Here is a 25,660-nt window from a genome sequence, read left to right as displayed (position 1 = left end):
ATTAAATATCATAATCATGAAATTATTAGCCACATTCATTACTTTATTATTGTTTAGTCAACAGTTATTTGCACAAGCAGGTAAAACTAGAACCAATATATTTGGGGACTTGGAATTTACTTCTCAGGACGGGAAATATGATGCCAAATTAAAAAAGGATATTTTTAACGCGTTGGTTTTTAGTGATAATCAGGGGAATGAGATTAAATTTGAAAAGAAATATATAGATGTCTATTTCAAGGGTGATCCTGATGAGAAGAGTTTAAAGAGTCGCTTATTCCGTCGGTTAATTCGCGAGAATTATGGTGAAAGGGACTATAAGGCAAGCTTTGAAGTCGATATTTTAGGAACGGAAATCGTCAAAGAAAATAGGAACTCCGAAAGAACATCAAATATTAGGAACAATCGTGATCATGGTAATGAAGGCGATAATAGGTCGGCGAATATTTCAATACGAAGGAACGATCAAGGCTTGGAATATAAAAACGATGGTGAGTCAGCAAGTTTGGAAAAGGATAATTCTGGGAAATGGTGGTATAATGATAGTAAGAGAAATGAAGTTCAATTTAATGAAGAAAGCTGGAGAAAATTACTTGATAAATTCAGTAGTGATACCGAAGTATTACGGTACCTGGTAGACCTTTACTTATATTAAGATATTATTTAAGTTGTTTATTATTTGATAAAAGCCCTGATGCCGTTCAGGGCTTTTTTAATGCTGTGAATATCCTTGCTGCTATAATTCTTCTAAAGAAGGGAATAATCTAGAGCTGAATATTGGAAAGAAGTCATCAGCTAATCCTTAAGCATCGATGAATTCTTTGTTGATGATTGAGATAATGGATTTCTAATCATTTTTATATATCCTTCAGAATCTCCTTTTTCTTGGCATCAAATTCTTCTTGGGTAATAATGTTCTCATCCAATAGAATTTTGAGCTTCTGCAACCTCTTAAGCGGATCATCTGAAGGGTCACCTTTACTTACCTCATCAACTTTGTCTGTAAAGATTTGACTTAAGCTTACGCCTGCGCCTAAAGATGCTCCAACAGCAGCAAGACCACCTTCATTTTTAGCTGCATCACGCAAAGCTTTTAATTTTTCTAGTTCAGCGTAGGAGAGGCCTCCTTCAGCTGCTGCTAAACTATCGGAAGTGATATCGGCAATTCGACCAATTCTTTTCTCCGTTTCTTCATCAAAGAAATTGCCTTCAATACGGAAATCTATTAATTGCATGCCAAGGATTTCAAACTCATTGTTTAATTCCTCTTTTACTTGCTTGCTGATTTCATTCAATTGGGAGTCAATTTTATTGAATGGTAATTGAGCTTTTGAGAAATGAGAAGTAAGGATCTGCAAGATTCTGGATTGGGCAACATCTCTAAACTCTTGCGTGGAGTATTGACGAACTGTTCCCACTAACTGGGTAAATAGTTTTTCAGGATCAAGTAGTCTATAGGAAAAATTCCCATGTGCAGCTAGCTGAATAGGGATGTTGTATTGACTATCCATGTATTTGATAGGGCTGCTGGTTCCCCATCCTTGGTTCATTACATCAGCAGAGCGGAAATAATATAAACCAACTTTATGCTCACTTTCGAATAATTGTACGGCCTTTAGCACATTGGTGATAAAAGGGAAGTTATCTGTGCTTAGGGAAAAAGTGCCTTGTTCCGTGAAGACATCAGTTACCTTTCCTTCTTTTACGAGTATACATCCTTGCCCTGGTGAGACAATTAATTTACTGGCATTTTTTATTTCATCTGTCGCTGCCGGATACTTCCAGATTAACAAATCACTTTGCTGCGGTTGCCATTCTATAACCGTCTGCAATTGTTTCTTAAAAAAATCAAATAAACTCATAATCAATTGATTTTATGGGGTGTTGTTCTCTATAACTTTTATTACATCGACTTCCTTCACAATTTTGCCAGTTTGGTCTAGTTGAACAATTCGATTGTTCGAACTGCTGTTTGTGAGGAATAGATGCATGATTATTCCACCTTTGAAAGGTATAAGCTCATCATCCAAACGATATTTTCCTTCAGGATGAGCATTGAAAGACCATAAAACCTTACCATCATTGGTATCTATTTTTTGGATAATACGGTTGCTTTCTGGGTTGGCATTGGGAAAACCAGATATTATTAAATTGGTACTGTCCTGATATTCAATTTTAGGATCAAAATATAATCGATCTGGTGTCAGGTCAATAAATTTTCTGATACGAGTATCGGTGAATAGTTTTTTCTTGTAAGGGAATGTGCCTATAAAAATACCTGAACCTTTAGGGTATTGATATTCCTTCTTCCATTGTAAGCGATATGGCTTTTCATATGGATAGCCCAAGTTATATCTGTACCAATACTTCAGTAATTGAATCTTCTCGTCTGGGTAATCTGAACTTTTAATTGAGAAGATGTATTTTGGAACTTCAATAGCATTGGGTTTTAAAGTGTTTTTTCCTTTGTTTATCTTTCGAACAGCCGAATATTCTTTAAATATTAAATCTGGTCCTGGGAAGTAGAAAAACTCCTTTCCATCATTGGTCATTATTTTAAAACCATCTCCTTCATTTACATAAAAGAATTCCATAGTTGCAATTCCAGATGAAAATTCAGGCACATTATTAAACAGTTCTTCGGTTACATCAGTGATTGTTTGTTTATCAAAATTGGCTTCATAAACACGATTAATTTTATCAGGAATGATATAAGTTTTACCATTATCAAATGTTCTAAAGCGTAGATAATTTCCCTCACTCCAGTTCTTCATTTGAATATCTGATAGTACTTTTCCAGTATTCCAATCGTAAAAACGTATAAAACTTTGTTCTTTTTGTAAATCTCTGTTGTCAAATCGTCTTTGCATTCGCATCAATATGATAACATTATCCTTGGCTTGGTTGCTGTTAAAAATAAAGTCAGATACATAGTCGCGATAACCTTTCTCTTTTTCTTTTGGAGCTTCCGGAATAACAGGGTTAATTACTGTTTGATTCGTATTACTGAACAAGTTAACAAACAATGGGACTAGAATAATGGCAGCCACGAAAACAAATAGAATGACTAGGTTTTTTTTATTTGAATCATTCCATTGCCACGTATTAGGTCTATTATAATTATGCTTTATATTAATGTTGATATCGTCATTATCTAAATAATATTCAGTTCCGCAATTATTGCATAAATAATGATCCTCTTTGATGGCCTGCTTTTTTACAGATCCACAATGAGGGCATTTTAAAGCTTTAATGTTTTTTGCCATTCGCAGGTAGTGTGATTATTGACATAAAGTTAAAAAAATAGCGGATTATCGCAAATCTATCCTGCCTATATGTAGCGCATTATCCTATAATTTATGCTGGAATTTTGAAATCTGCTGACTATCATTTATTTTTGTTGCCGATAAATATTGTTTAATCTTTTAACACGACAGAGATATGTTTGTACTCGTTACTACCAAAAACAGCAGTCAGTTAGCAAAAGAATTTGCTAAAAGACCTCTTCGTGCTTATACTTTATCATAAAATCAACAATTGATAAATACAGAAAGCTCGAAGAATATTCGGGCTTTTTTTATGTTTTCCTAAGGGAGTATACAAATCTCCAAAAGACCTAAAATATTTGCCCGGATTAATCTAAGGGGTCAAATCATAATGACCCAATTATTAAAAAGTATAGAAAAATCAATGGGAAATAAACTTTCAGGAAAAGACCTAATCAAGTTAGGCTTTCCACAAAATAATACAATAAACATAGCCTTAGGGCAAATATCACGTTATCGAAAGGGTGACAAGAAAGATCACATCCTTTTGGAAGCAAAGGATGTCCTGCTATCGCCAGATAAGTACTTAGGACACGGTACTTGGGGTAAAGTAGCAGAGGGATTGATTAAGCCGGTAGAGGTGAGAAAACAGGAATTATTAAATCATCGAGTACCCTTTCAGATATATGGAGAAAATGAAATTGATGAGGTAGCGAAGCGTCAATTATATGATGCTTTAAAACTCCCAGTTGCTATTCAAGGAGCCTTGATGCCTGATGCACATTCTGGGTATGGCTTACCAATTGGTGGAGTCTTAGCAACAAATAATGCCGTTATCCCTTATGGTGTAGGGGTGGATATTGGTTGTAGAATGAGCTTATCAGTATTTGATCTTCCAGCTTCACATGTTAAAGGACGTGAATTTCAATTGCGGAATATCCTAAAGGATAATACTGCTTTTGGATTAAATGAATCGCAAACTAATCGCTCTGATCACGCAATTCTGGATCATGCAGCATTCCAGGATATACCCTTACTGAAATCTTTAAAGGATAAAGCGTACAAGCAATTGGGATCATCAGGTACAGGGAATCACTTTGTAGAATTTGGGGTCGTGGAATTATTTGAGGATTATCCCGGTTGGAAACTTGGTAAAGGGAGATACTTTGCTGTTTTATCCCATAGCGGTTCTCGAGGATTAGGTGCTAATATTGCAAAGCATTATAGCCAATTGGCAACAAAGCAATGTCCATTGCCGAAGCAAGTGCAACATTTGGCTTGGTTAGATATGGACACGCATGATGGACAGGAATATTGGTTAGCTATGAATTTGGCAGGTGAATATGCCAAGGCTTGTCATGATGATATTCATCGTCGCCTAGCTAAAGCCTTGGGAGCAAGAGTGCGCCTCAATATTGAAAACCACCATAACTTTGCCTGGAAAGAGTTGTTGAATGGTCAGGAAGTTATTGTTCACCGTAAAGGTGCTACACCCGCTTCTGAAGGGACTTTAGGTATAATACCGGGCTCTATGACTACGCCTGGATTTATTGTTGTAGGAAAGGGGAAAGAAGACAGTATTAACTCTGCTTCACATGGAGCAGGACGTTTGATGTCACGAGGCGCATGTAAGGAGAAGATCAGTAAGAGCCAAATGGAAAAAGTAATTGCTGAAGCTGGGATTGAATTAATAGGCGGAGCAGTTGATGAAGCTCCAATGGCTTATAAGGATATACATACGGTCATGAAACTTCAGGAAGAATTAGTAGATGTCCTCGGTACATTTACTCCAAAAATTGTTAGGATGGCCAAGTAATTTCGAGGAATTAATAAACGAAGGAGATTTATTCTCCTTTGTTTATTTCGTTAAAAAATGTCAAAAATATGGTAAAAGAGCTTGTATTTATTCATATTTTACTATTTTGATGGCACATCAACATAAATACTATGAAATGTCCGAATTGTAATGAAACATTATTAATAACAAATCGTCAAAATGTGGAAATAGATTATTGCCCACAATGTAGAGGTATTTGGTTAGATAGGGGGGAGTTAGATAAGCTATTGGACTTTGCCGCTTCAAGTACTGCAAGTCAACCAAGAGGTGATGATTCTTATGAAAGAAGAAATAACGATTATCAAGATCGCCATGATCGCTCCGATCGATATGATGATCGGGATCGAAGATATGATGGGCAATATGGAAAGGATGGTCATCGATACCCTAAAAAGAAGAAATCATTTTTATCAGATTTCTTTGATTTTGATTAGAAATAAAAGAACTTCAGTGAAAACTGAAGTTTTTTTATGGAATTTTAGGTAAATATGACTCTTAATTTAAATAGCCTGCTTATGAACCGAAGACTCCTATTTCTTATTGTTTTCCTTCTTCCAATATTTGTTTTGGGACAGGAACTACAAGATGCTATTCGGAAATTCAAGAGCTTTAAAACGCTTCACTACATTGATCATGTTAAATTCACGGATATTTTTAGTCAAGAGATTCATATGGATACCATTAACGGGTATTTTGATTATTCCTCAAAAGATAGCTTAGTTCAAGTGAAAATGCCGAGATATGAGGTCTGGCGTGATTCTGAAAAGCTGATATCCATACAAGTTCCTTATAAAACTTATGCTATTAAAGAGCCATCTTATCTATCGCCTACCATTTGGAATTCTCTACCTAATTTGATGATTAAGCTGGAAAAGGAATTGAAAAAGGCAAAGGAAGTTAAGTTGGAAAGAGATTCAGTTATTGATGGGATATCCTATAAATCTTATTTAATTACAGTTTTTGATTCTTTGGATCAAGAAAAACGCGTTTTAAAACAACTAAAGATCTTGTTGGATAAAAGCAGTAGCCTTCCGGTGTTTATTCGTATGAAGAGTGAAGGGTTTTTAGATGAAAGTGATCTTCATGTTACTTATTCGGAGGAACATGATATTAAGAAGATCAGTTTCGATCAACAGAATTTTCCAGATTTAAAAAGACTACAAGTCCCTTCTGACTTTACCTTAGAAGTTAAAAAGGATAGAAAACCTTTATTGAAGAAGGGGGTAGCTGTTCCAACGTTGCGATTCATGGATCATTCTGGAAAGTCTTTAGATATCAAGGATATGAAAGGCAAATTGATTTTGTTGAATGTCAGTTGGGTTGGTTGTCCTCATTGTATGCTATCCATTGAGATGTTGAATAATTTGAATGAAAGGTATACGTCGGGTCAAATGCGCATAGTTTCGATTTATCCTCTTGATAAAAGAGAGGATGTGAAAAAAATGAATGAGAGATTTGGAGTTAAGTATGCTTCTTATCCCAATAGTTCAGAGACAAGTACGGATTTAGAAGCTTATCATATTTCTGCGTATCCCGTTTTTTATTTAATCGATAAACAAGGGGCAATAATAAAAGGCTTTGCAGGATATAGTTCAGGAATAGGGAAGGAAATAGAGGAATTAATTGAGAAAAATCTTTAAAGAACAGGATGATTAATAAAGAAAATCTAAATTCTGGAAAACCTTAGTTTTTCTTCATTTTTAAACTTATGCATTACCGCTGCTTTTCCTTTTTTGGCATTTTTGTTTAAAATAATCTTGTAAATATTAAATACATAGGCAACACCGCCAATAATGTAATAGGTAGTTGGACTCATAAAAGATAATTTTTAGTGAATGTTTTGTTTGAAAATAGCGATTGACAATGCTAATTTTTAACCATAATGTATAACTGTGCCTAATTAAATTAAAAATGTTGCATTTTTTTTCAAAAATGTCTTAGCTTTAAATTTGATTTGTAATCAAAACCGTGATTCATAAAAACATTTCGCTTCAACTTATTCGAAGATTTAACTTTTACAGCAACTAATGTCTATTTTTTCATCTGATATTGCATTTAAATATCCTTGGCGAAATTATCAACAACGTGTTTTAAATGACTTGGCGTCCCATCTTAAGGATGACCACTTGCACGTAATTGCCCCTCCAGGTTCTGGAAAAACTGTCTTAGGGTTGGAAGTCATGCTCAGGATAGGAAATGGAACATTAATTTTAGCCCCTACATTAGCAATTAGAAACCAATGGATCGAAAGGTTTGTAGAGTTATTTATCCAGTCAGATCAAGAACCTGATTGGATATCCAGAGATATTCGAAATCCAAAGTTATTAACAGTAGTAACCTATCAAGGATTACATGCTGCATGCCATGATAACCAGGCTGAAAGCATCATTATAGATTTTAAGCATGAAACGGATGTTAGGGAGAAGAAAAAATCAAACTATTTCTTATTGCCGCAGATCGTTAGTAATCTAAAAAAGGTAGGTATTAAAACATTGATATTAGATGAAGCACATCATTTGAAAAATGAATGGTGGCTCACTCTAGATCAAATTAAGAAAGAATTAAACCCTAAGATAGTAGGTTTAACGGCTACACCACCTTATGATGTTAGTCGGATGGAATGGATGCGCTATATGACCATGAATGGCCCTATTGATGCTGAAATTTCTGTGCCTGAACTGATAAAAGCAGGTGATCTTTGTCCTCATCAAGACTTTGTTTACTTTTCATCTTTAGGATTAGTTGAAACTGAGAAAATTCGTCAAATTCGTTCTCAAGGAAAGATTTTCTTTAATGAAATAGTACAGGATCCAACTTTACTACAGGCGATAAAGGAACATCCATTTATGTTGGCACCTTTAGAGCATGATTTTCAAATTCATGAAAACCTAGCATTTTATTCTGCCTGTCTAATCTTTCTTTCTTATCATCAACAAGAATTAGATCAACAGCATTTTGAATTATTGGGAAGACCAAAGGAAGAAAGCCAATTGAAGTTGCCTGATTTGGATTATGAATGGATGGAGGAACTCCTAAAGCAAGTTCTTTTTGATGAAAAGGGCTATTTTGCCATGAAGTATAAAGAATTCCAAGATACTTGGCAACGAAAGCTTCGACGTGCCGGTATTTTAGAAAGAAAGCGTATTGGCTTTGAAAAACAACAAGATATCCTCAAGTACTTAAGCAATAGCAATGCTAAATTATCTTCCATTAACCAAATAGTCGATTTTGAATTTCAAACTTTAGGGAAAGAGCTTAGACAGGTAATCTTGACAGATTATGTCCGTAAGGAATATCTTGACACCATCTCTGAAAATAATATCGAGCTTCAAAAGATTGGAGTCGTTCCAATATTTGAACAGTTAAGACGAAATAACGATAATAATAAGCTATTAGGAGTATTAACCGGAACGCTTGTTATTCTTCCAGAGTCAGCAATAGCGACATTTAATAAATTATGTCTCCATATGGGACGAGTCGTAGAGTATGTTCAGTCGACATTACCTGCTGATCCGAACTTTCAAATTATTCGAGTCAATGACCAGAATAGGGATGCTATCGTTCTTTTAGTAACCAAATTATTTGAACTTGGAGAAATTGAAATTCTAATTGGAACTAAAGCCTTATTGGGAGAAGGGTGGGATGCTCCATCTATCAATAGTCTTATTCTCGCATCAGTTATAGGCTCATTTGTTTCTTCCAATCAAATGCGAGGGAGGGCCATTCGGACGAATCTAATGGTTCCCAATAAGACGAGTAATATTTGGCATTTGGCAACAATTGATCCAACTTCAAGTACGGGTGGAGCTGAATTAGATCTAATCCGTAGAAGGTTCCGGAATTTTGTAGGTATTTCTGAAAAGGAAAATGGGGGAATTGAGAATGGGTTCTCTCGATTGGGAATTCCAGAGGATTTAGAACCTCATTCATGTGATGATATTAATAAAAACACCCTTGCCTTAGCAAAACAAAGAGCCCGCTTGTCGGAACAATGGAAGACTGCGATTAAACAGGGTACTCAGTTAATAGAAGAAATTAAGCTCCCAATATTTGAACCTGAGCAGTACAATCAAGTAAAGGCAGCTGAGATGCATAAGACCATTCGAAATATGGTGGCTACCTGTACTGGTGCCATTGCGTTATATCTGGAATGGTCTACACAAGCTATTGCAAACCTTAGTAAGTTCGTAGGTGTTCATAGTTCTACAGCAATTATGGGTATGATAGGAGTATGGACTGTGTTTTTTGCTAGAAGAACATTTAGAACCTTTAAATACTATACCTTATACCGAGATATTAGCTTAGATATTTACCATATCGGGAATGCTTTGACTAAGACTCTCGTGGAATGCAAGATGTTTACTACACCAATAAAGGATTTGAAGGTTTTAACCTATGCTAACGATCAAGGCTCGGTTTATTGCCACTTAGATGGAGGTACTTCTTTTGAAAAGTCCATGTTTGTGGAGATGATACAGGAAATCGTAGATCATATTGGAAATCCTAGATATATCATTATTCGAAAGAGTAAGGTGTTTAAAATAATCCATCAACAGGATTTTCATGCTGTACCAGAGTTACTTGGAAAAAAAGCAGCTTTAGCTAACAGTTTTGCTAAAAACTGGGAAAATGAAGTAGGAAAGTGTGAGTTGTTTTTTACCCGAAGTATTGCAGGTCGACGATTACTAATTCAGTCTAAGGTGAAAGCATTAGCCAATCATCTAAGTGACGATAGCACAGTACAACATGTTCATGTTTGGCGATAAAGTGAGATTTTCCATATTCTATTCACCACATTATACATTAGTCTCATGTCAAGAGAATGCTATTTTATTTAGGTTATCAGTTTGGTCTTTAATATTTTATGTAATTTTACATAAGTAAACATTAGGGATTCGTCCGATGAAAAAGATCTATATTATTATGGCAGGAATTATATTGACCGTGTTGTTGATGAACATAACAGGATTTACTAATAATACTAATTCCAACAAGACAGAGAAGAAACAGGATTTAATAAGTGATCAAAAGGATAAGCATACCGTTTATTTTGCAGGTGGATGTTTCTGGGGAACGGAGCATTTCTTTAAGCAGGTGAGGGGTGTTGTTTCTACAGAAGCTGGCTACGCCAATGGGCATGTTGAAAATCCAAGCTATAGACAAGTGACTACTGGAAAAACCGGATTTACGGAGACCGTAAAAGTTGTTTATGATCCAAAAATAGTAGGTTTAGATATGCTGATGGATCTTTATTTGAAAACAATTGATCCAACGAGCTTGAATAAGCAGGGTAATGATATTGGAACACAGTATAGAACCGGTGTTTATTTTACAGATCCTAAGGATGAAGCTATTATTAAAAGCAAGCTTCAGGAAATCGCGAAAAACTACAACTCGAAAATTCAGGTGGAAGTATCAAAGATTCAGAACTTCTATGATGCTGAAGGTTATCATCAAGATTACCTAGATAAAAATCCTAACGGTTATTGTCATATCGATCCTTCTTTATTTGAATATGCTAAAAAAGCCAATCCAAAGAAGTAGGATTCATTGTTATTTTTAATTTCTTAGGCTAGTTTATAGTTTAATCTATATGCAATCTAAAGGTGTTTCCAGACCATATATGGTAACACTTACTAATCTGTGCCTTGGTCTCCCAAAGCGCATTAGAATAGTAGTTTAAAATTGAAAATATCATACATGGCTTATGTTCCGATACTAACCCTTCGATGTATTCGATCGAACTAACTAAAACTAATCAGGTAAGGTTTATTATTTGCCTGATATGCTTTATTTAATTGATAAAAAGTAATTTATTTGGAAATATTTGTTTAAAACTTTCCTACGTGGAAAGTTTAACAGGAGTTTCAAACAACGCAATTGATAATTTAATATATTTGTTATGAGAATCAATGCGAAACTACACAAACCTGGACGAAAATGAATTATTAGAAGCAATAGCATCTGATGATTTATTGGCGTTTAATGAGTTTTATTCCCGTTATGTTGATGGTCTATTCCAATTTGTAAATCAAAGGATTGGTGACATAGCGGAAAGCGAAGACATTGTTCAAGAGATGTTTGTTGCTATCTGGTCCGATAGGAACAAAATCAAACACATTGACTCTATTTCATCATACCTATTTAAAACGGCATTAAACAAAAGCTTAAATACATTCCGAAGAGATAAAATAAAGGAAGATTATATTCAATCTTTTGCTCTATACCTATCCAAACATCATTCTTATCAAGAAGATCTAAATCCTGAAGAGGATCAAGAACAGGCCATCAATCTTGCGTTGATGAAATTACCTTCTAAAATGCGCTTAATTTTTGAATTGCGTTATTTTAAAGGCTTAAGTAACCAAGAGATAGCAGATAAATTAGAAATCTCCATACATACAGTATCTACCCAAATGAAAAGAGCGTTAAAAACCATTAGGAAGCATATCCATATCCTGGTTTTTATTACTGTTCTCAACAATTTATAATTTTTTTTAAATTTTTTGTACCCTCAAAGTTTAGGTTATGTGTCATAACCTAAAGAGACCTGATAAACCTCTACCTAAAAATGGATGAAAATTTTAGAAATAAAGCAGCGTCCATCCTTAAGAAATTTCAAATAGGAACTGCTACAAAGGAAGAACAACATATGGTGAAGACTTGGTTTGAACAAAATCAAATGTTCCCTACAAATAATGAGGAGAAATCTTATGATAAAGAAAGGTTATATCATAAGATAGTGAAGGAGATTGAAAAGGATAATGTTAAAATAATTCAATGGAAGAGATGGTTAGTTGCCAGTGTTGCTGCGGTTCTTTTGGTTTTTGCAGCTGGGATCTATCAAGTTTTAAAGAAAGAGCCAGCTATTTCAAAAATTGCAACACGTCCTTTACCCAATGATGTTCTTCCTGGTCGAAACCAAGCGACATTAGTACTTCCAGATGGAAGAGAGGTTGAGTTGACGGAAGAGAATAAAAACCTAAAAGAATTAACTGGTCTTAATGTTGATTTTAAAGCTGGTAAAATATTTATTATCCCTTTGGAGAATGGTGAAGTGACCGGCAAAATATATCAATCGATTAAAACACCAAATGCAGGACAATTTACTGTTGTGCTTCCGGATGGAAGTGAAGTTAAATTAAATGCAAACTCGATAATATATTTTCCAGAAAGATTTACAGATGAGAGAAGGGTGACATTGAGTGGAGAGGCATTTTTTAGAGTAAAAAGAGATAAGCATAGAAAATTCATTGTAAATGCTGGATTCCAAGAAGTTGAAGTGCTAGGAACGGAATTTAATGTGAAATCTTATCCTGAAGAGTCTAAAACAACTACTGCTTTAGTTTCTGGAAGATTGAAAGTTAAATCCAAATTAGAAAATGATCATAATGAATTCATTTTGAATCCAGGAGATATGGCCATCAATGGTAAAGGCAAAAAGCTAATTGTCCAAGTTTCAGATATCAATAAGGAAAGGGCTTGGCAAAGTGGAGAGTTTTATTTTGATGGAGACAATTTAGAAGAGGTGCTTGCCATTATTTCCAGATGGTATGATGTAAAATTCGTGTATGATTTTGAACCATCAGAAACTTCAAGTTATGGTGGAATAATATCGAGAAATAAAAAACTCTCAACCGTATTAGAATTACTAGAAGAAAAAGAAAACTTAAAATTTGAAATAAAAGGAAAGGAGGTCCACATCAAAAAGATAAAACCATAAATTTTGAAAATACTTACTTAATAACCTAATTATTTTACTCAACTAACCAAATTAATTCATGGAATTGAATATACTCCTAAAATTAACAAAGGGTAAAATGGACATCCATTCATCAAAACAATGGATTAAGATTTTAAATTACTGTGTCCTATTACTCTTAATAGTCTTGGCTAATAACACATATGGGTCTGCATTACAGATTTACATGGATAAAAAAAATGCCAAGATTGAGGATGTTTTGATTGAACTTAGAAGGCAGTCAAATATAGATTTCTTTTACAATAAATCTGATCTTCTAAAAGAAGGTCCTAAAGATTTTAAACTTAATAATGAAAGCTTGGATAATGCCATGCGTAAGCTTTTAGAGAATACTAACTTAACATATAACATTAAAGATGGGATTGTTACACTTATTCCAAAAGCAATTCAGCAACAAAAAATTACAGGACGGATTACTAACCAAAAAGGAGAACCCTTACAAAATATATCCATTACAGCTATTAATAGGGCTACGCAGTCCAAAACCGTTGGTGGACAATCTTCGGCAAACGGAACTTTTACCATAATCGTTTCAACACTGAATGATACCCTTACTTTTTCATCCATTGGATACGAAGAAAGAGTAATTCCATTAAATGGAAAATCGCATATCGAGGTTGTGATGAAACAAAAAGTTCAAGAATTGGAAGATGTTGTTGTCACAGGTATTTATGAGCGTAAAGCTGAAAGTTTTACTGGATCTTCAATGACCATTAAGAAGGAAGATATTAAAAGAATGGGAAGCACAAATGTTTTCCAATCGTTGAAGAATATATCGCCAAGTATGTTTTTGGATAATCTGGCTATGGGTTCCAATCCAAATACATTACCTGATCTACAAATACGTGGAAATGGTAGCCTTCCTGTTGATAATGGTAATTTAGCGGCTGGTCTCAAGGGGAATTATTTGAAAGACCCTACACAACCATTATTTATTTTAGATGGTTTTGAGGCTTCTGTAGAACGGATATTTGATTTGGATATCAATCGTATTGAGAGTGTGACAATCTTAAAAGATGCGGCATCCAAAGCTATTTACGGCTCTAAAGCTGCGAATGGTGTCATCGTAATTGAGACTACCAAAATCTCGGGATCTAAACCGATTATTAGTTATAACATGAGCCTAAATGTTGAATTGCCAGATTTAACCTCTTATAATTTAACAAATGCAAGAGAAAAGCTTCAGGCTGAGGTTATCGATGGAATGTATTTGCCAAGGCCTGGTTATGACCCTTCGGCAGATTATATTCAACGACTAAAGACCTATAATGCTCGTAAAAAATTAGTAGAGGAAGGTTTAGATACCTACTGGCTAGCTAAACCAGTGCAAAATGGGGTTGGACATAGACACTCCTTAAGTGCTGAACTTGGCTCAGAGGACCTAAGAGTGCTCACAGATTTTACATACAACCAAGTGACTGGAGCAATGATTGGCTCCGGAAGGCAGAATATTGGAGGAAATATATCTGCATCTTATCGTTTGAATAAGTTCTTATTTAGAAATGTAGCTTCTTTTAACTCGAATAAAGGGAAAGAATCGCCTTATGGTGAGTTTTCTGAATATGTGGAAATGAATCCATATTGGAGAGCTACAAACGAAGATGGTTCAATTCCATATTATGCAGAATTATCCGATAATTCTCGTGTTACAAACCCGCTATATAATTCAACTTTAAACAGCAAAATCGCTGAGAGCTATTTGAATTTTACAAATAACCTGTATATGGAATGGATGCCTATAGATGGATTGAGAGGAACGATGCGGATTGGTATAGATACAAAAACTTCCGATGCCGATGAATTTTACCCAGGAAAACATACCAGATTCGATTTGTATCAAGTAAATGACTTAAATAGAAGAGGTTCTTACCAAGTCAATAATGGCAAAAGCGCTTACTTGTCAGGGGATTTAAATGTTAATTATAGCAAACAGTTAGATAAACATTATTTGTTCGGAAATATTGGATACAATGTGAGTGAACGCAAGTTCTCAGAGCGGGTATATTTTGCTGAAGGATTCCCTAGTGACCGTCTTCAAGATATCATTTTTGCTCGAAGCTATGCTTTGGACACTCGCCCTGCTGGTTTAGATGGTATTACAAGGGATATGGGTTTTCTAGGAGCATTTTCTTATATGTGGGATAATAGGTTTATATCTGATTTTACCTACCGTGCCAATGCCTCATCCCAATTTGGTGCTGATCGTAGATGGGCGTCCTTTTGGTCTGTTGGATTAGGATGGAACTTACATAATGAACAGTTCTTCAAAAAATTGAATTATGTTGATTTGTTCAGAATCAGAGGTTCAGTCGGCGCAACAGGAAATCAAAACTTTAATTCAAATGCCTCAATCGCAACTTACGAATACGCGTTACAAGCTTATTATAATGGTTTCCCTGGCTCTCAATTGTTTAATATGGTTAATCCAGGCTTACAGTGGGAGTCTTCATTTGATTATAATGGAGGGGTCGATTTAAAAATTGGTCCATTTGGTTTACGAGCAGATTATTATCAAAGATTTACAGAGAACCTTATTGCAGATATCACTTTACCAAGCTCTACAGGATTTGAAATCTTCAAAGATAATTTAGGGAAAATCAAGAATGAAGGTTTGGAACTCTATGCAAACTATCAGGTTTGGCAGAAGCAACGAAACTTTGTAAGTCTTCAATTCGGTATTGAAACGAATACAAATAAGATTGTAGAGCTATCAAATTCTATGAAATCCTATAATGATCGTATGGATGCATTAGCAGCTGATAGAGGTAACAGCAAACCTATCAAGAAATACCAGGACGGTATGCCTATGGATGCTATTTGGGCAGTTCCTTCATTAGGTATTGACCCTGCTTCAGGTAATGAAATCTATGTTAAGCAAGATGGAACAACAACATATGCTTGGAATGCCAGCGATATGATTATGGCAGGTATTGCAAAGCCAAAATATCAAGGAACATTCGGTGTTCAAGCAGAATATCAAGGTATTGGTTTATCTGTTACAGCTCGATATTTAGGTGGCGGACAAATGTACAACCAAACACTAGTTGATCGTGTTGAAAATGTAAATATGGTTTACAATGTGGATAAAAGAGTATTAACTGGAAGATGGTTAGAGCCGGGTCAAAATGCATTATATAAACGATTAGGTGAATATTCCATAGACAATGGAGACGGTACAAGTTCTCCTGCCCAGGAACTTACTCGTGCTACCACACGTTTCGTACAAGACCGGAAAGAATTGGATATAGCAGCTATAAACCTGTACTACGATTTCTATAAGCAGTCTTGGTTAAAAAAAGCAAAACTGCAAAGACTTCGTGCGTCATTCAATATGAATGATGCCGTGAAGTTCTCATCAATAGAAATTGAGCGTGGTTTAACATATCCATTCTCTAGGACAGTATCATTTTCATTAAACGCTACATTTTAAGACATGAAAAGATTCATAACATTATATAGTCTGTGTTTTAGTGTGTTGTTTTTAAATCAATCATGTGAAAAATGGTTTGATGTAACAGCTAATAACCAGATCAAAGCAGAAGATCAATTTTCTTCTGTGGACGGTTTTAAAGATGCGCTCATGGGTGTCTATTTAGGAATGGGTGATGCTAATTTATATTTATCAAATACGTCCTTTACGATGGTAGATGTACTTAGCCAGCAATATGCGCCTTTTACTTCATCTCTCGCTTTTTATTACGATTTTCAAAACTATAGATACCAAAATCCAAAGGCAGAAAGTCAAATTAAAAGGGTTTGGGATAAGTATTACTTTGTAATTGCTAATGTCAATAGTGCCTTAAATCAAATGGACAAATCTACCTTTGTCTGGTATAAAGGAGAGAAGGAAATTATCCGAGGTGAATTATTGGCACTTAGAGCATTCTTACATTTTGACCTCATGCGTTTTTTTGGACACGCTAATTATGCTCAAAGACCTGAGTTAGCTTCCAAATTAGCCATTCCTTATTCCACGGTATATAGTAAGGACTATCCACCTCAATTGACCTATACTGAAACGTTCAAACAGATGGAGGGGGATATTAAACAAGCGATGGAATTGCTGAAGTATGATCCTATTTTTAAAAATTCACTGATCACCTCTGAGATTATGATGAACATCAATCGTGACGGATTTTATGATAATCGTTTTAATAGAATGAATTATTATGCAGCTGAAGCCTTACTTGCGCGTGTATATGCCTGGCAAGGAGGTGACAAAATGAAACTTGCTGCTGATGCTGCAGAAGATGTCATAGCCAATTCTCCAATTGAACTGTTTAATAATAACGATCAATTGAGTAATGATCGAACCATTAAAAAAGAACATTTATTTGGTTTAAAAGTTCAAGATCTTCAAACCACAGCTTCTATGTATTTTGAAGGGACTAATAACACCAATTACAATGGTTTAAGATTACTTCATGCCCCTACTGAAGATTTATATGAAGTTGATATTCCAGAGATTGGAGCTTCAGATATTCGATTTATTCAATTATTGAATAATGAACAATATGGATATGTGAGCCTTAAATTAAAAAAGCAGTCTCAAAATGATATTGATGCTAATACTATTCCTCTTATGAAGATTCCTGAAATGTATTATATAGCTTCTGAATATTATAGTCAAAACAATATGACCAAGGCTATTTCTCTATTAGAGAATGTACGTGTTAGCAGAAGAATCGTTCAAGCTCTTCCTGCCACTATGGATTTAGCAACTTATAATAATGAGTTGTTAAAGGAATATAGGAAAGAATATGTAGCTGAAGGTCAATTATTCTTTTTCTATAAGCGTAAGGGATTTAAGCAATTACCAAATTATACCAGCGCTGTTGATCTGGATGATAAGGTGTATATGTTGCCATTCCCAGCTTCTGAAGTTGAATTTGGTAATCGAGTACAATAATGGTTGAAATTAAAACATTTGATATGAAAAAAAATCAAATTAGACTATTAGGGATAATAGTGTTATTCTTAATGGTAGGGTGTGAAAAATCCGAACCCCTTGCTTTTAATTCCAAATCTGCAATAACCTTTGATTATGGACGTGGGGCACCAGTAAATTCTACAACTTTTTCATTCCTTGGTAAAACAAATCCAGTAGGGGTAATCAAGGTGCCAATGTATATAAACGGATTCCCGACTAAGGAAGATCGACCATTCGAAGTCGAAGTGATCACTGATTCGATTACAACTGCTTCTGAAGGAGATTATGTCATTAAACCAGGTGTTATCCATGCTGAAAGGGTTCAGGATACTCTTTTTATTGAAGTTCCTAAAACGGCCAAATTAGATAATGAGGTTTTACATTTATACCTGAGGGTAAAAGCCAATTCAGATTTTGATAAGGGGATTATTGAAAGACAATTCTACAAAGTGTCTTGGAGCAATAAGGCTATTATGCCTACTTGGGGTGTTTATTTTAGAACCTTTATTTCATCTGCTGGAAGTACCAGAGCATATCGGATTTTTGTGGAAACTACTGGTTTGACCAATTTTGCAGCTGCAGATTTCCGAATCTATGGGCAAGCAGGAGCAGAAGTTTTAGGGAAAAAATTCGGTGATTATATCCGTGCTTGGAATGCTGCAAATCCACAAAATGTGCTAACCCATGATGATGGAACACAAATGGGAAAACCAATTGTACCTAGATATTAAACGATCCCATTATCAAACAAATATTTAAAATATGAAAACTATCAAATTTAAATATCTATATGGACTTGTCTCTCTCTTTCTGGTTCTCTTTTATGCTTGTAAGGATGATTTAAGTTCCCTTGATACGAATAAACTACCAAATGTTATAGTAGATACAGTTGGAAATAGTAAACTTACCGTTTTCCAATTTGATAAATTGACATTAGATCCTAAAGTAAACCTTGAGACTATAAAGGATCGTACATTCAAATACGAATGGACAATTAATATAGAACCATCCTCAACGGAATACATTGTTATTGGAAATCAGAAAAAGTTAGACTATCAGGTCTCCTTTGTGCCTACATCTATTGATAGACCACATCAATTGGTGTTGAAAATAACAGATGAAAAATCAGGTTTAGATTATATCCAAGACTGGCCGTTACAAATACGTAATGGAATTGGTGAAGGTATTGTTGTGGTTGAAACATATGATAATACCAACACGGATATCAGCCATATCATGTCACCATTGGTAACACCTGATTTTAACCTGGAAAAAATCCGTTATAAAATTTATTCATCCGTAAATGGAGCTCCTATTTCAGGATTGGTAAATAGTATGGTTTATACCAAATTAGGCGCTAATAATGTCCTGTTGGCTGGAACAAATAATAATCTTTTAAGTATTAAAACTTTAGATTATTCTGCCGGTGATCAAAAGGAAAAATTATTTTATGCGCCACAGAGTAGCTACAGTACTGGATTCTTAGGTAATGTGGTCCAAAATGATATTTATGTGAGTGAAGGAAAGATATATTCTAACTGGCTTCAAATCTCAAAATTTGGTCTTCCAAACGCAAATAATTATACAATCCCAAATATCATTGCAATAAATAGTAGGTATGATTATCCCAATATTGTCCTGAATTTTTATAGCGAGGATAAGGGGCATTTTGCCTACCAACCTTCATTTGCCTCTTATGCAGACCGTACTATGCGTCCTGTTCCTTCAAGTGCAGGTGTATTTAATCCCAACCAACTGCCAAATAAAAAGAATATAGCAGCAAGTGTAAATAACCAAGGAGATTTTTTACACCTTCTAAAGGATAAAACCACCAATAAATATGGGCTTTGGATTCTAACTGCTGGAGGTTATGATAGCGAAAATTGGGTGATCACTCCCTCAAATCCGAAAAAATATGTTGATTTAAGTAATGCACCTGAAATTGACCAAGCGACTCAATTTGCATTTTTGGATAATCAGCAGACATTTTTCTATGCGACAAAAACTAAGATATATGCAGTTATCTATGCCGCTACAAATCCAAGTTTTGGCTTAAGGTATACAGCAGCAGCAAATGAGGAGATTACATCTTTAAAAATGTATTATCAAGCTGATTATCCTTTGGTAAGTCGTGACTTCTTTTCTAAAAATGGGAAACAACTTATTCTGGGTACCTATAATGGAACAGAAGGTAAGGTCCATGTATTGCCGATAGTTAATGAAGGTGTCGGAACAATTGACCAAACCAATATTAAAACCTATACAGGTTTCGGGAAAATATTATTCACTACTACACAATTATAATTAGAGATAGTTCCTTAGTCATTCATGATTAAGGAACTTTCAACACACAAACTATGAGGAAAATTATAAAGATTGCCAGGCTTGAGTTGAGTATACTCTTTTACTCACCTGTAGCCTGGGTTGTTATGATCATCTTTATGATCCAATGTGGAATTTCCATTATGGATCTGATTCAAGAAAAGGAAAGTAGTCAGCAATTGGACAGAGTGATCCAGTCCATTACGGTTGATGTTTTTTCTGGTAATAAAGGTTTCTTTCGTTCTGTCTTGAAGTACACCTATCTGTACATCCCATTGTTGACCATGGGGATTATGAGCAGGGAACTTAGTTCAGGATCCATCAAATTGCTGCAATCCTCTCCAGTTACCAATTTCCAGGTAGTATTAGGGAAATATATAGCACTATTAACCTTTGGACTTTATTTCGTTTTTGTCCTTTTAGGAATATCCTTTACGGCAAGTCTACTAATTGAGAATTTTGATTGGGGATTTGTACTTGCTGGAATAATTGGAGTTTATTTATTGATTGCTGCTTATTCTGCTATCGGTTTGTTCATGTCTAGCCTCACTTCCTACCAAGTCGTTGCAGCCATTAGTACATTAGCAATCTTTGCGGCGCTCAATTTTATTGGAGAAATAGGTAAAGGGAATGAAATTATCCGAGAAATAACCTATTGGCTCTCTATACAAGGACGAACAGACCATTTTATCTATGGGATGATCTCTTCTCAGAATGTTGCCTATTTTGTTCTTGTCATTATCCTGTTTATTGGATTAACCATCATGCGATTAAACGATGGACGTGTTATCCAATCGGAAATCCAAAAAACATTAAAATACATCGGCTTTATTGCACTCATCCTAATCCTAGGATTTGTTACTTCTATGCCTAAAAACTGGCACTTCTGGGATTTAAGTCGTTTTCAAGCGAATACCTTGACACCCAATAGTAAGGAGGTAATAAGCCATTTAAATCAACCATTGAAAATAAAAAATTATGTCAATATTCTACACCCATTAGGTCGATTAGGAACACCGAAATGGAGGAAGTTTGACCTTAAACAATTTGATCAGTATACCCGATATATTCCTGAAATGGAAATGGAATACATCTATTTTTATGATTATGTACCTGTATATGCTGATAGCTCAGTTAACTTGTTGGAGAAGGCGCAAAAGGCAGCTTTGGCACATGACCTAGACTTCAGTCAATTGCTGTCACCTGAGGAAATTAAAAAGCAGATCGATTTATCACCTGAAAAGAATGCATATGTTCGTTTTGTCCATCATGGGAAAGACAGTGTAGTTCTCCGTATGTTCCTTGATGCTACCGGCTATCCTACAGAATCTGAAATTACTTCTGCATTAAAGAGGTTATATACGAAGGTACCTGTCATCGGTATATTAGAGGGAAGGGATGAACGTAGCGTCTACAAAATAGGCGATAAGGGATACCAAAAAATTACCACAGATATTCAATCTAGACCTGCACTGGTGAACAATGGTTTTGACATCAAAACCTTAAGCGCAATGGAGCTAGATAGCCTATCGGATAAACTGGCAGTTCTGGTAATTGCTGATCCATTTCAAAACTATTCCATTGATGAGCAAAACGCCATCCATAACTATTTAAAAAATGGGGGTAATCTTTTAATCGCCGCTGAACCTGGAAAAGAAGTTTATTTGAATCCATTATTAAAGGACATTCCTGCTGAATTTTCCAATTTTCAACTTTACCAACAAACCAAGGATGTTGAAGCAGATGTACTCTTAGGAAGGCCATCTTCAACAGCTATTGATTTGAAATTTACAAAAAACAAAAATCAAATCGTAACGCTTGCTGGTAGCTCTGCCATCCTATTAAAGGAGGACTTGAAAGGTTTTCAAACACAGAATATATTAAGTTCTGATCTTAAAAATGTCTGGAAAGGTAAGCTTACTGTTGATACAGCTTATACCCATGCGGATTCTATGGCTTATAGCCTCGCTCAGACCTTTACAAGGAAAATCAAGAACAAAGAGCAAAGAATCATGTTGATCGCTGATGCAGATTTTATGAGCAATGTAGAGTTAAACCGTTTTAATGTACGGAATGTCAATGCAGATTTTACCATTCAATTATTCAAATGGTTTACCTATGGCCAATTCCCAGTTGATACAGAGCGTCCTGAATCAATTGATAACAAAATCTTAGTGAAGGCAAATACACTTAAAAACATCAAGTACACTTGGACCGGTATCTTCCCGCTTTTGATAGCCTTAGGTGGAGCATTTTTATTAATCAGTAGAAAAAGAAAATAAAGCAAATGAGCACAAGTATAGCAACAATAAAAGCATTGTCCCATAAATATTCTAGAGATTGGGCAATTAGAAATATTAATTTTGAGGTGACGGAAAAGGGTATTTTAGGGCTGTTAGGCTCCAATGGTGCAGGGAAATCGACCACCATGAATATCCTTTGTGGCGTTATCAACCAAACCGAAGGGGAGGCTTTAATCGATGGAATTAATATCCGGAAGAATCCTGTCGAAGCAAAGCGTTTAATTGGCTTTTTGCCTCAAAAAGCCCCCTTACATTTTGAATTAACAGTAGATGAATATTTAACCTACTGTGCCAATCTTAGGGATATCCCTTCAGCTGATATCCCTAAAGCGTTGGAAGTTGCTAAAGCAAAATGTGGAATTAGCCATTTTAGTAACCGCTTATTAAGCAACCTCTCTGGTGGTTACCAACAACGTGTTGGTATAGCCCAAGCAATCATCCATAATCCAAAGCTTGTTGTATTAGATGAGCCAACTAATGGTTTAGATCCAAATCAAATATTAGAGGTTAGAAAACTCATAAAGGAAATAGGAGAGGAACGGTCTGTCATCTTATCAACCCACATCCTCAGTGAAGTTCAAGCAACATGTGACCGAATTATTATGATCGAACATGGTGAAGTGGTATTTGCAGATACCATGAATGCATTTAACAATTACATTGAACCAAATTCCTTAGTCTTACATTTAGATAATCCGCCAAGTCTTACCGAATTGGAATCCTTGGATCAGATTAGCCAGGTGGAAGTTATTAATCATGGACAATTTAGATTGACCTTTGAAAACCCAAATCAAATCACACAAAAATTAATTGCGATATGTTCGGAACGCCAATGGGGTTTATCAGAGATTTACCTAGAGAAAAGTTCTCTAGATGGCATTTTTGCACAATTATCTGCTAACTCTAAAGGAAGGAAATAAGATGCGTAAAATCTTAAAAATAGCACGCTTAGAATTAAGCGTCCTCTTTTATTCGCCAATTGCATGGATAATTTTAGTTGTTCTGTTCCTTCAAGCAGGATTGGCCTATTTCGATATGTTATACAGTCAGGAGACTCAACAGCAATTGGAGCGTCCTTTAACTGTCCTAACTCGAGTTATGTTTGCAGGGGAAAAGGGGATGCTTTCTTCCATTATTGAATACCTCTATCTCTATATCCCATTGTTGACAATGGGTGTCTTCAGTCGTGAATATACCAGTGGCTCTATTAAATTGCTGCAATCTTCGCCTGTTACCACTACACAAATTGTGTTAGGAAAGTACCTTTCAATTGTTGTTTATGCGCTAATAGCGGTATTGATGATGTCGCCATTTGTTTTATCAGCATACTTCTCCATAGACCAAATGGATTTAACATTTGTCCTTTGTGGCTTATTGGGAATATTTTTGTTGATCTGTACATATTCTGCAGTTGGACTATTTATGTCTAGCTTAACTTCTTATCAAATTGTAGCGGCCATTAGTACCCTTGCATTTTTAGCTTTTCTTAATTATGCCCCTCTCTTGGGCGCTAAATACGATGGATTGCGAGAAATAACCAATTGGCTGTCTATTTCAGGCAGAGCAGAAGAAATAGTCAACGGTTTATTGACGAGCAGAGAAATCGCTTACTTTATTTTGGTAATTGTGTTCTTCCTCAGCATCACCATACTTAGAATGGTGCAATTAAGGGAGGGAAGCAGTGTTTTGAAGCGTATAGGCCAATATGCTGCTTTAATTGCTGTTCTGTTTTTGTTTGGTTTTATTTCTGCAAACCCTAAATATATTGGTTATTATGATACGACCAGAATTAATGATCGTACGATCTCTCCAAATGGTATATCGCTTGCAAAACGCTTTACAGAACCTATAAAATTAGTCTCTTATGTGAATGTATTAGACCAAAATGCAGCATATGGTGACCCGGTCAACCGAATTGCTGATATGTCTAGTTTTGACTTTTATTTTAGGGAAATTCCACAGTTGAAAATGGAATATATAGCCTATTATGATAGCATTCCATATTTACGATTGGATTCAAACGAGACTTTTCTTAGTAAGGCAGAGAAAGCGGCAGATGCTTTAAATCTTAATTTTAAAAAGTTGCTGACTCCTGAGGACATAAAAAAAATGCCATTCATTGCTAAAGAGTCAAAGATGTTTGTCCGTTTTTTCGAATATAATGGAAAGAGGGAAGCACTTCGTATGTATGATGATATGTTTAGATATCCTCGTGAAGGTGAAATATCAGCTGCTTTATTGAGACTCTTGGAAGGGCCTGCCAAATTAGGAATTCTAAGTAGTAATGGCGAAAGGAATGCTATAGACTTTTCAGAAAAGGCATATAGCTTCGCGCTTAATGGAAAATCCACCAGATCATCTATGATTAATCAAGGTTTTGAAATTTTACCTGTAAAAATAGATTCCTTAGCTCAATTTCAGGGGGTAGGAATCATTATCGCTGACCCTGCAAAACCTTATTCTAAGGAAGAATTAAGTGCTATTTTCCAGTATATCGATGCTGGTGGAAATGTTTTTCTTTTGACTGACCCTGCAAGTTCTGCTTTCTTACAACCGATCGTTAATAAGCTCGGCTTGAAATTTATGGATGGTACATTGATGCAGGAAAGTGAGGATTTCGATCCTGATTTATTAAGAATAAAATTTGCTCCTGATGCTGCCAAAAACGGTTTTGATTTTTATGATGGAGCAATTTCAGTAATGAAAGGTACAGTCGGTATTCAATTCGATCAAAATAATAATGGATTTGAACGAACAGTATTAATTGAAACCGATCCTAAAGACACCTGGAATAAAACAGAGAAATATGATCTCGCCTTAGAAAAAGTGCTATTCAATCCGATCTCCGATAAAAGGGTGAAAGTACCAACTGCCGTTCGATTGAAAAGAAAAACAAATGCTAAAGATCAATTGATTTATGTATTTGCAGATGCCGATTATATGAGTAACTCAGAAGTAACACGATTTAATATTAACTCCATGAATTTCAATGTGATTTCACGGATATTTAAATCCTTTACGAATGGGAAATTTCCTGTTTCTGGTAAAAAAGAGAAGGCAACTGATGTCATCATAAAAGCAGACAGAAAAAGCATTAATATCCAAAGACTATTATTGCTCATTGTAGCTCCTATTTCAATAGCAATTATTGCAGCTGTGATCTTACGTAGAAGGAAGCGCAAGTAATCGAATTTTGTTGTTTAGTTTTATTAAAATAGCCCTTTCTGAAAATGTTAGGGC

Annotated in this window: 18 protein-coding genes; 15 read left to right on the top strand and 3 right to left on the bottom strand. The window is 35.3% G+C overall.

Annotated features, from left to right (window positions below):
• Positions 1 to 16 precede the first annotated feature (16 nt).
• On the top strand, positions 17 to 655 hold the full coding sequence (locus ABD676_RS00705; protein ID WP_344672764.1) for a hypothetical protein: 639 nt from the start codon (positions 17 to 19) through the stop codon (positions 653 to 655).
• A gap of 202 nt (positions 656 to 857) precedes the next feature.
• On the opposite strand, the gene ABD676_RS00700 is transcribed toward ABD676_RS00705, so the two are convergent.
• Both ABD676_RS00700 and ABD676_RS00695 read right to left on the bottom strand, forming a co-directional pair.
• Positions 858 to 1,862, bottom strand: a complete 1,005-nt coding sequence (locus tag ABD676_RS00700) for an SPFH domain-containing protein (protein ID WP_344672763.1) — start codon at positions 1,860 to 1,862, stop codon at positions 858 to 860.
• A 12-nt stretch (positions 1,863 to 1,874) separates the two neighbouring features.
• A complete protein-coding gene (locus ABD676_RS00695; protein WP_344672762.1) occupies positions 1,875 to 3,266 on the bottom strand; it encodes a hypothetical protein in 1,392 nt (463 codons plus the stop codon).
• Positions 3,267 to 3,690: 424 nt separating this feature from the next.
• Here ABD676_RS00695 and ABD676_RS00690 point away from each other — a divergent pair, with 424 nt between their 5' ends.
• The 3 genes from ABD676_RS00690 to ABD676_RS00680 all read left to right on the top strand — a co-directional run bounded on the left by ABD676_RS00690 (position 3,691) and on the right by ABD676_RS00680 (position 6,743).
• Positions 3,691 to 5,082 (top strand): RtcB family protein, encoded by a 1,392-nt coding sequence (locus ABD676_RS00690; RefSeq protein WP_344672761.1) that lies wholly within the window; start codon positions 3,691 to 3,693, stop codon positions 5,080 to 5,082.
• Positions 5,083 to 5,213: 131 nt separating this feature from the next.
• Positions 5,214 to 5,537 (top strand): TFIIB-type zinc ribbon-containing protein, encoded by a 324-nt coding sequence (locus ABD676_RS00685; RefSeq protein WP_344672760.1) that lies wholly within the window; start codon positions 5,214 to 5,216, stop codon positions 5,535 to 5,537.
• Between the two features lie 81 nt (positions 5,538 to 5,618).
• Positions 5,619 to 6,743, top strand: a complete 1,125-nt coding sequence (locus ABD676_RS00680) for a TlpA family protein disulfide reductase (RefSeq protein ID WP_344672759.1) — start codon at positions 5,619 to 5,621, stop codon at positions 6,741 to 6,743.
• A gap of 26 nt (positions 6,744 to 6,769) precedes the next feature.
• Here the strand turns inward: ABD676_RS00680 and ABD676_RS00675 are convergent, their stop codons facing one another.
• On the bottom strand, positions 6,770 to 6,919 hold the full coding sequence (locus tag ABD676_RS00675) for a hypothetical protein (RefSeq protein WP_344672758.1): 150 nt from the start codon (positions 6,917 to 6,919) through the stop codon (positions 6,770 to 6,772).
• Between the two features lie 211 nt (positions 6,920 to 7,130).
• Between ABD676_RS00675 and ABD676_RS00670 the strand changes: the two genes are divergently transcribed.
• The 11 genes from ABD676_RS00670 to ABD676_RS00620 all read left to right on the top strand — a co-directional run bounded on the left by ABD676_RS00670 (position 7,131) and on the right by ABD676_RS00620 (position 25,606).
• Positions 7,131 to 9,869, top strand: a complete 2,739-nt coding sequence (locus ABD676_RS00670; RefSeq protein ID WP_344672757.1) for a DEAD/DEAH box helicase family protein — start codon at positions 7,131 to 7,133, stop codon at positions 9,867 to 9,869.
• A gap of 136 nt (positions 9,870 to 10,005) precedes the next feature.
• On the top strand, positions 10,006 to 10,647 hold the full coding sequence (msrA, locus tag ABD676_RS00665; protein ID WP_344672756.1) for a peptide-methionine (S)-S-oxide reductase MsrA: 642 nt from the start codon (positions 10,006 to 10,008) through the stop codon (positions 10,645 to 10,647).
• Positions 10,648 to 11,015: 368 nt separating this feature from the next.
• Positions 11,016 to 11,594, top strand: coding sequence for an RNA polymerase sigma factor (locus ABD676_RS00660; RefSeq protein ID WP_344672755.1), 579 nt, complete (start codon positions 11,016 to 11,018; stop codon positions 11,592 to 11,594).
• 80 nt (positions 11,595 to 11,674) lie between these two features.
• Positions 11,675 to 12,826: a FecR domain-containing protein gene (locus tag ABD676_RS00655; protein WP_344672754.1), complete on the top strand. Its 1,152-nt coding sequence runs from the start codon at positions 11,675 to 11,677 to the stop codon at positions 12,824 to 12,826.
• Positions 12,827 to 12,992: 166 nt separating this feature from the next.
• The gene (locus ABD676_RS00650) at positions 12,993 to 16,295 is read left to right on the top strand and encodes a SusC/RagA family TonB-linked outer membrane protein (protein WP_344672753.1); all 3,303 of its coding nucleotides are present in this window, start codon (positions 12,993 to 12,995) and stop codon (positions 16,293 to 16,295) included.
• A 3-nt stretch (positions 16,296 to 16,298) separates the two neighbouring features.
• Positions 16,299 to 17,774: a RagB/SusD family nutrient uptake outer membrane protein gene (locus ABD676_RS00645; RefSeq protein WP_344672752.1), complete on the top strand. Its 1,476-nt coding sequence runs from the start codon at positions 16,299 to 16,301 to the stop codon at positions 17,772 to 17,774.
• Positions 17,775 to 17,797: 23 nt separating this feature from the next.
• Positions 17,798 to 18,526, top strand: a complete 729-nt coding sequence (locus ABD676_RS00640) for a DUF4843 domain-containing protein (RefSeq protein WP_344672751.1) — start codon at positions 17,798 to 17,800, stop codon at positions 18,524 to 18,526.
• Between the two features lie 31 nt (positions 18,527 to 18,557).
• A complete protein-coding gene (locus ABD676_RS00635; RefSeq protein WP_344672750.1) occupies positions 18,558 to 20,099 on the top strand; it encodes a PKD-like family lipoprotein in 1,542 nt (513 codons plus the stop codon).
• A gap of 53 nt (positions 20,100 to 20,152) precedes the next feature.
• On the top strand, positions 20,153 to 22,399 hold the full coding sequence (locus ABD676_RS00630; RefSeq protein WP_344672749.1) for a DUF4350 domain-containing protein: 2,247 nt from the start codon (positions 20,153 to 20,155) through the stop codon (positions 22,397 to 22,399).
• A gap of 5 nt (positions 22,400 to 22,404) precedes the next feature.
• Positions 22,405 to 23,340 (top strand): ABC transporter ATP-binding protein, encoded by a 936-nt coding sequence (locus ABD676_RS00625; RefSeq protein WP_344672748.1) that lies wholly within the window; start codon positions 22,405 to 22,407, stop codon positions 23,338 to 23,340.
• Between the two features lies 1 nt (position 23,341).
• The gene (locus ABD676_RS00620) at positions 23,342 to 25,606 is read left to right on the top strand and encodes an ABC transporter permease subunit (protein ID WP_344672747.1); all 2,265 of its coding nucleotides are present in this window, start codon (positions 23,342 to 23,344) and stop codon (positions 25,604 to 25,606) included.
• Positions 25,607 to 25,660 lie beyond the last annotated feature (54 nt).

It is taken from the genome of Sphingobacterium kyonggiense (assembly GCF_039536825.1).
Lineage (GTDB): Bacteria > Bacteroidota > Bacteroidia > Sphingobacteriales > Sphingobacteriaceae > Sphingobacterium > Sphingobacterium kyonggiense.
This window is presented reverse-complemented; position numbering and strand designations above follow the sequence as displayed.

Excerpts from the sequence above, each read along its gene's own strand:
- ABD676_RS00705 (WP_344672764.1), top strand. The coding sequence starts at position 17 with ATGAAATTATTAGCCACATTCATTACTTTATTATTGTTTAGTCAACAG.
- ABD676_RS00700 (WP_344672763.1), bottom strand. The coding sequence starts at position 1,862 with ATGAGTTTATTTGATTTTTTTAAGAAACAATTGCAGACGGTTATAGAA.
- ABD676_RS00695 (WP_344672762.1), bottom strand. The coding sequence starts at position 3,266 with ATGGCAAAAAACATTAAAGCTTTAAAATGCCCTCATTGTGGATCTGTA.
- ABD676_RS00690 (WP_344672761.1), top strand. The coding sequence starts at position 3,691 with ATGGGAAATAAACTTTCAGGAAAAGACCTAATCAAGTTAGGCTTTCCA.
- ABD676_RS00685 (WP_344672760.1), top strand. The coding sequence starts at position 5,214 with ATGAAATGTCCGAATTGTAATGAAACATTATTAATAACAAATCGTCAA.
- ABD676_RS00680 (WP_344672759.1), top strand. The coding sequence starts at position 5,619 with ATGAACCGAAGACTCCTATTTCTTATTGTTTTCCTTCTTCCAATATTT.
- ABD676_RS00675 (WP_344672758.1), bottom strand. The coding sequence starts at position 6,919 with ATGAGTCCAACTACCTATTACATTATTGGCGGTGTTGCCTATGTATTT.
- ABD676_RS00670 (WP_344672757.1), top strand. The coding sequence starts at position 7,131 with ATGTCTATTTTTTCATCTGATATTGCATTTAAATATCCTTGGCGAAAT.
- msrA (WP_344672756.1), top strand. The coding sequence starts at position 10,006 with ATGAAAAAGATCTATATTATTATGGCAGGAATTATATTGACCGTGTTG.
- ABD676_RS00660 (WP_344672755.1), top strand. The coding sequence starts at position 11,016 with ATGCGAAACTACACAAACCTGGACGAAAATGAATTATTAGAAGCAATA.
- ABD676_RS00655 (WP_344672754.1), top strand. The coding sequence starts at position 11,675 with ATGGATGAAAATTTTAGAAATAAAGCAGCGTCCATCCTTAAGAAATTT.
- ABD676_RS00645 (WP_344672752.1), top strand. The coding sequence starts at position 16,299 with ATGAAAAGATTCATAACATTATATAGTCTGTGTTTTAGTGTGTTGTTT.
- ABD676_RS00640 (WP_344672751.1), top strand. The coding sequence starts at position 17,798 with ATGAAAAAAAATCAAATTAGACTATTAGGGATAATAGTGTTATTCTTA.
- ABD676_RS00635 (WP_344672750.1), top strand. The coding sequence starts at position 18,558 with ATGAAAACTATCAAATTTAAATATCTATATGGACTTGTCTCTCTCTTT.
- ABD676_RS00630 (WP_344672749.1), top strand. The coding sequence starts at position 20,153 with ATGAGGAAAATTATAAAGATTGCCAGGCTTGAGTTGAGTATACTCTTT.
- ABD676_RS00625 (WP_344672748.1), top strand. The coding sequence starts at position 22,405 with ATGAGCACAAGTATAGCAACAATAAAAGCATTGTCCCATAAATATTCT.
- ABD676_RS00620 (WP_344672747.1), top strand. The coding sequence starts at position 23,342 with ATGCGTAAAATCTTAAAAATAGCACGCTTAGAATTAAGCGTCCTCTTT.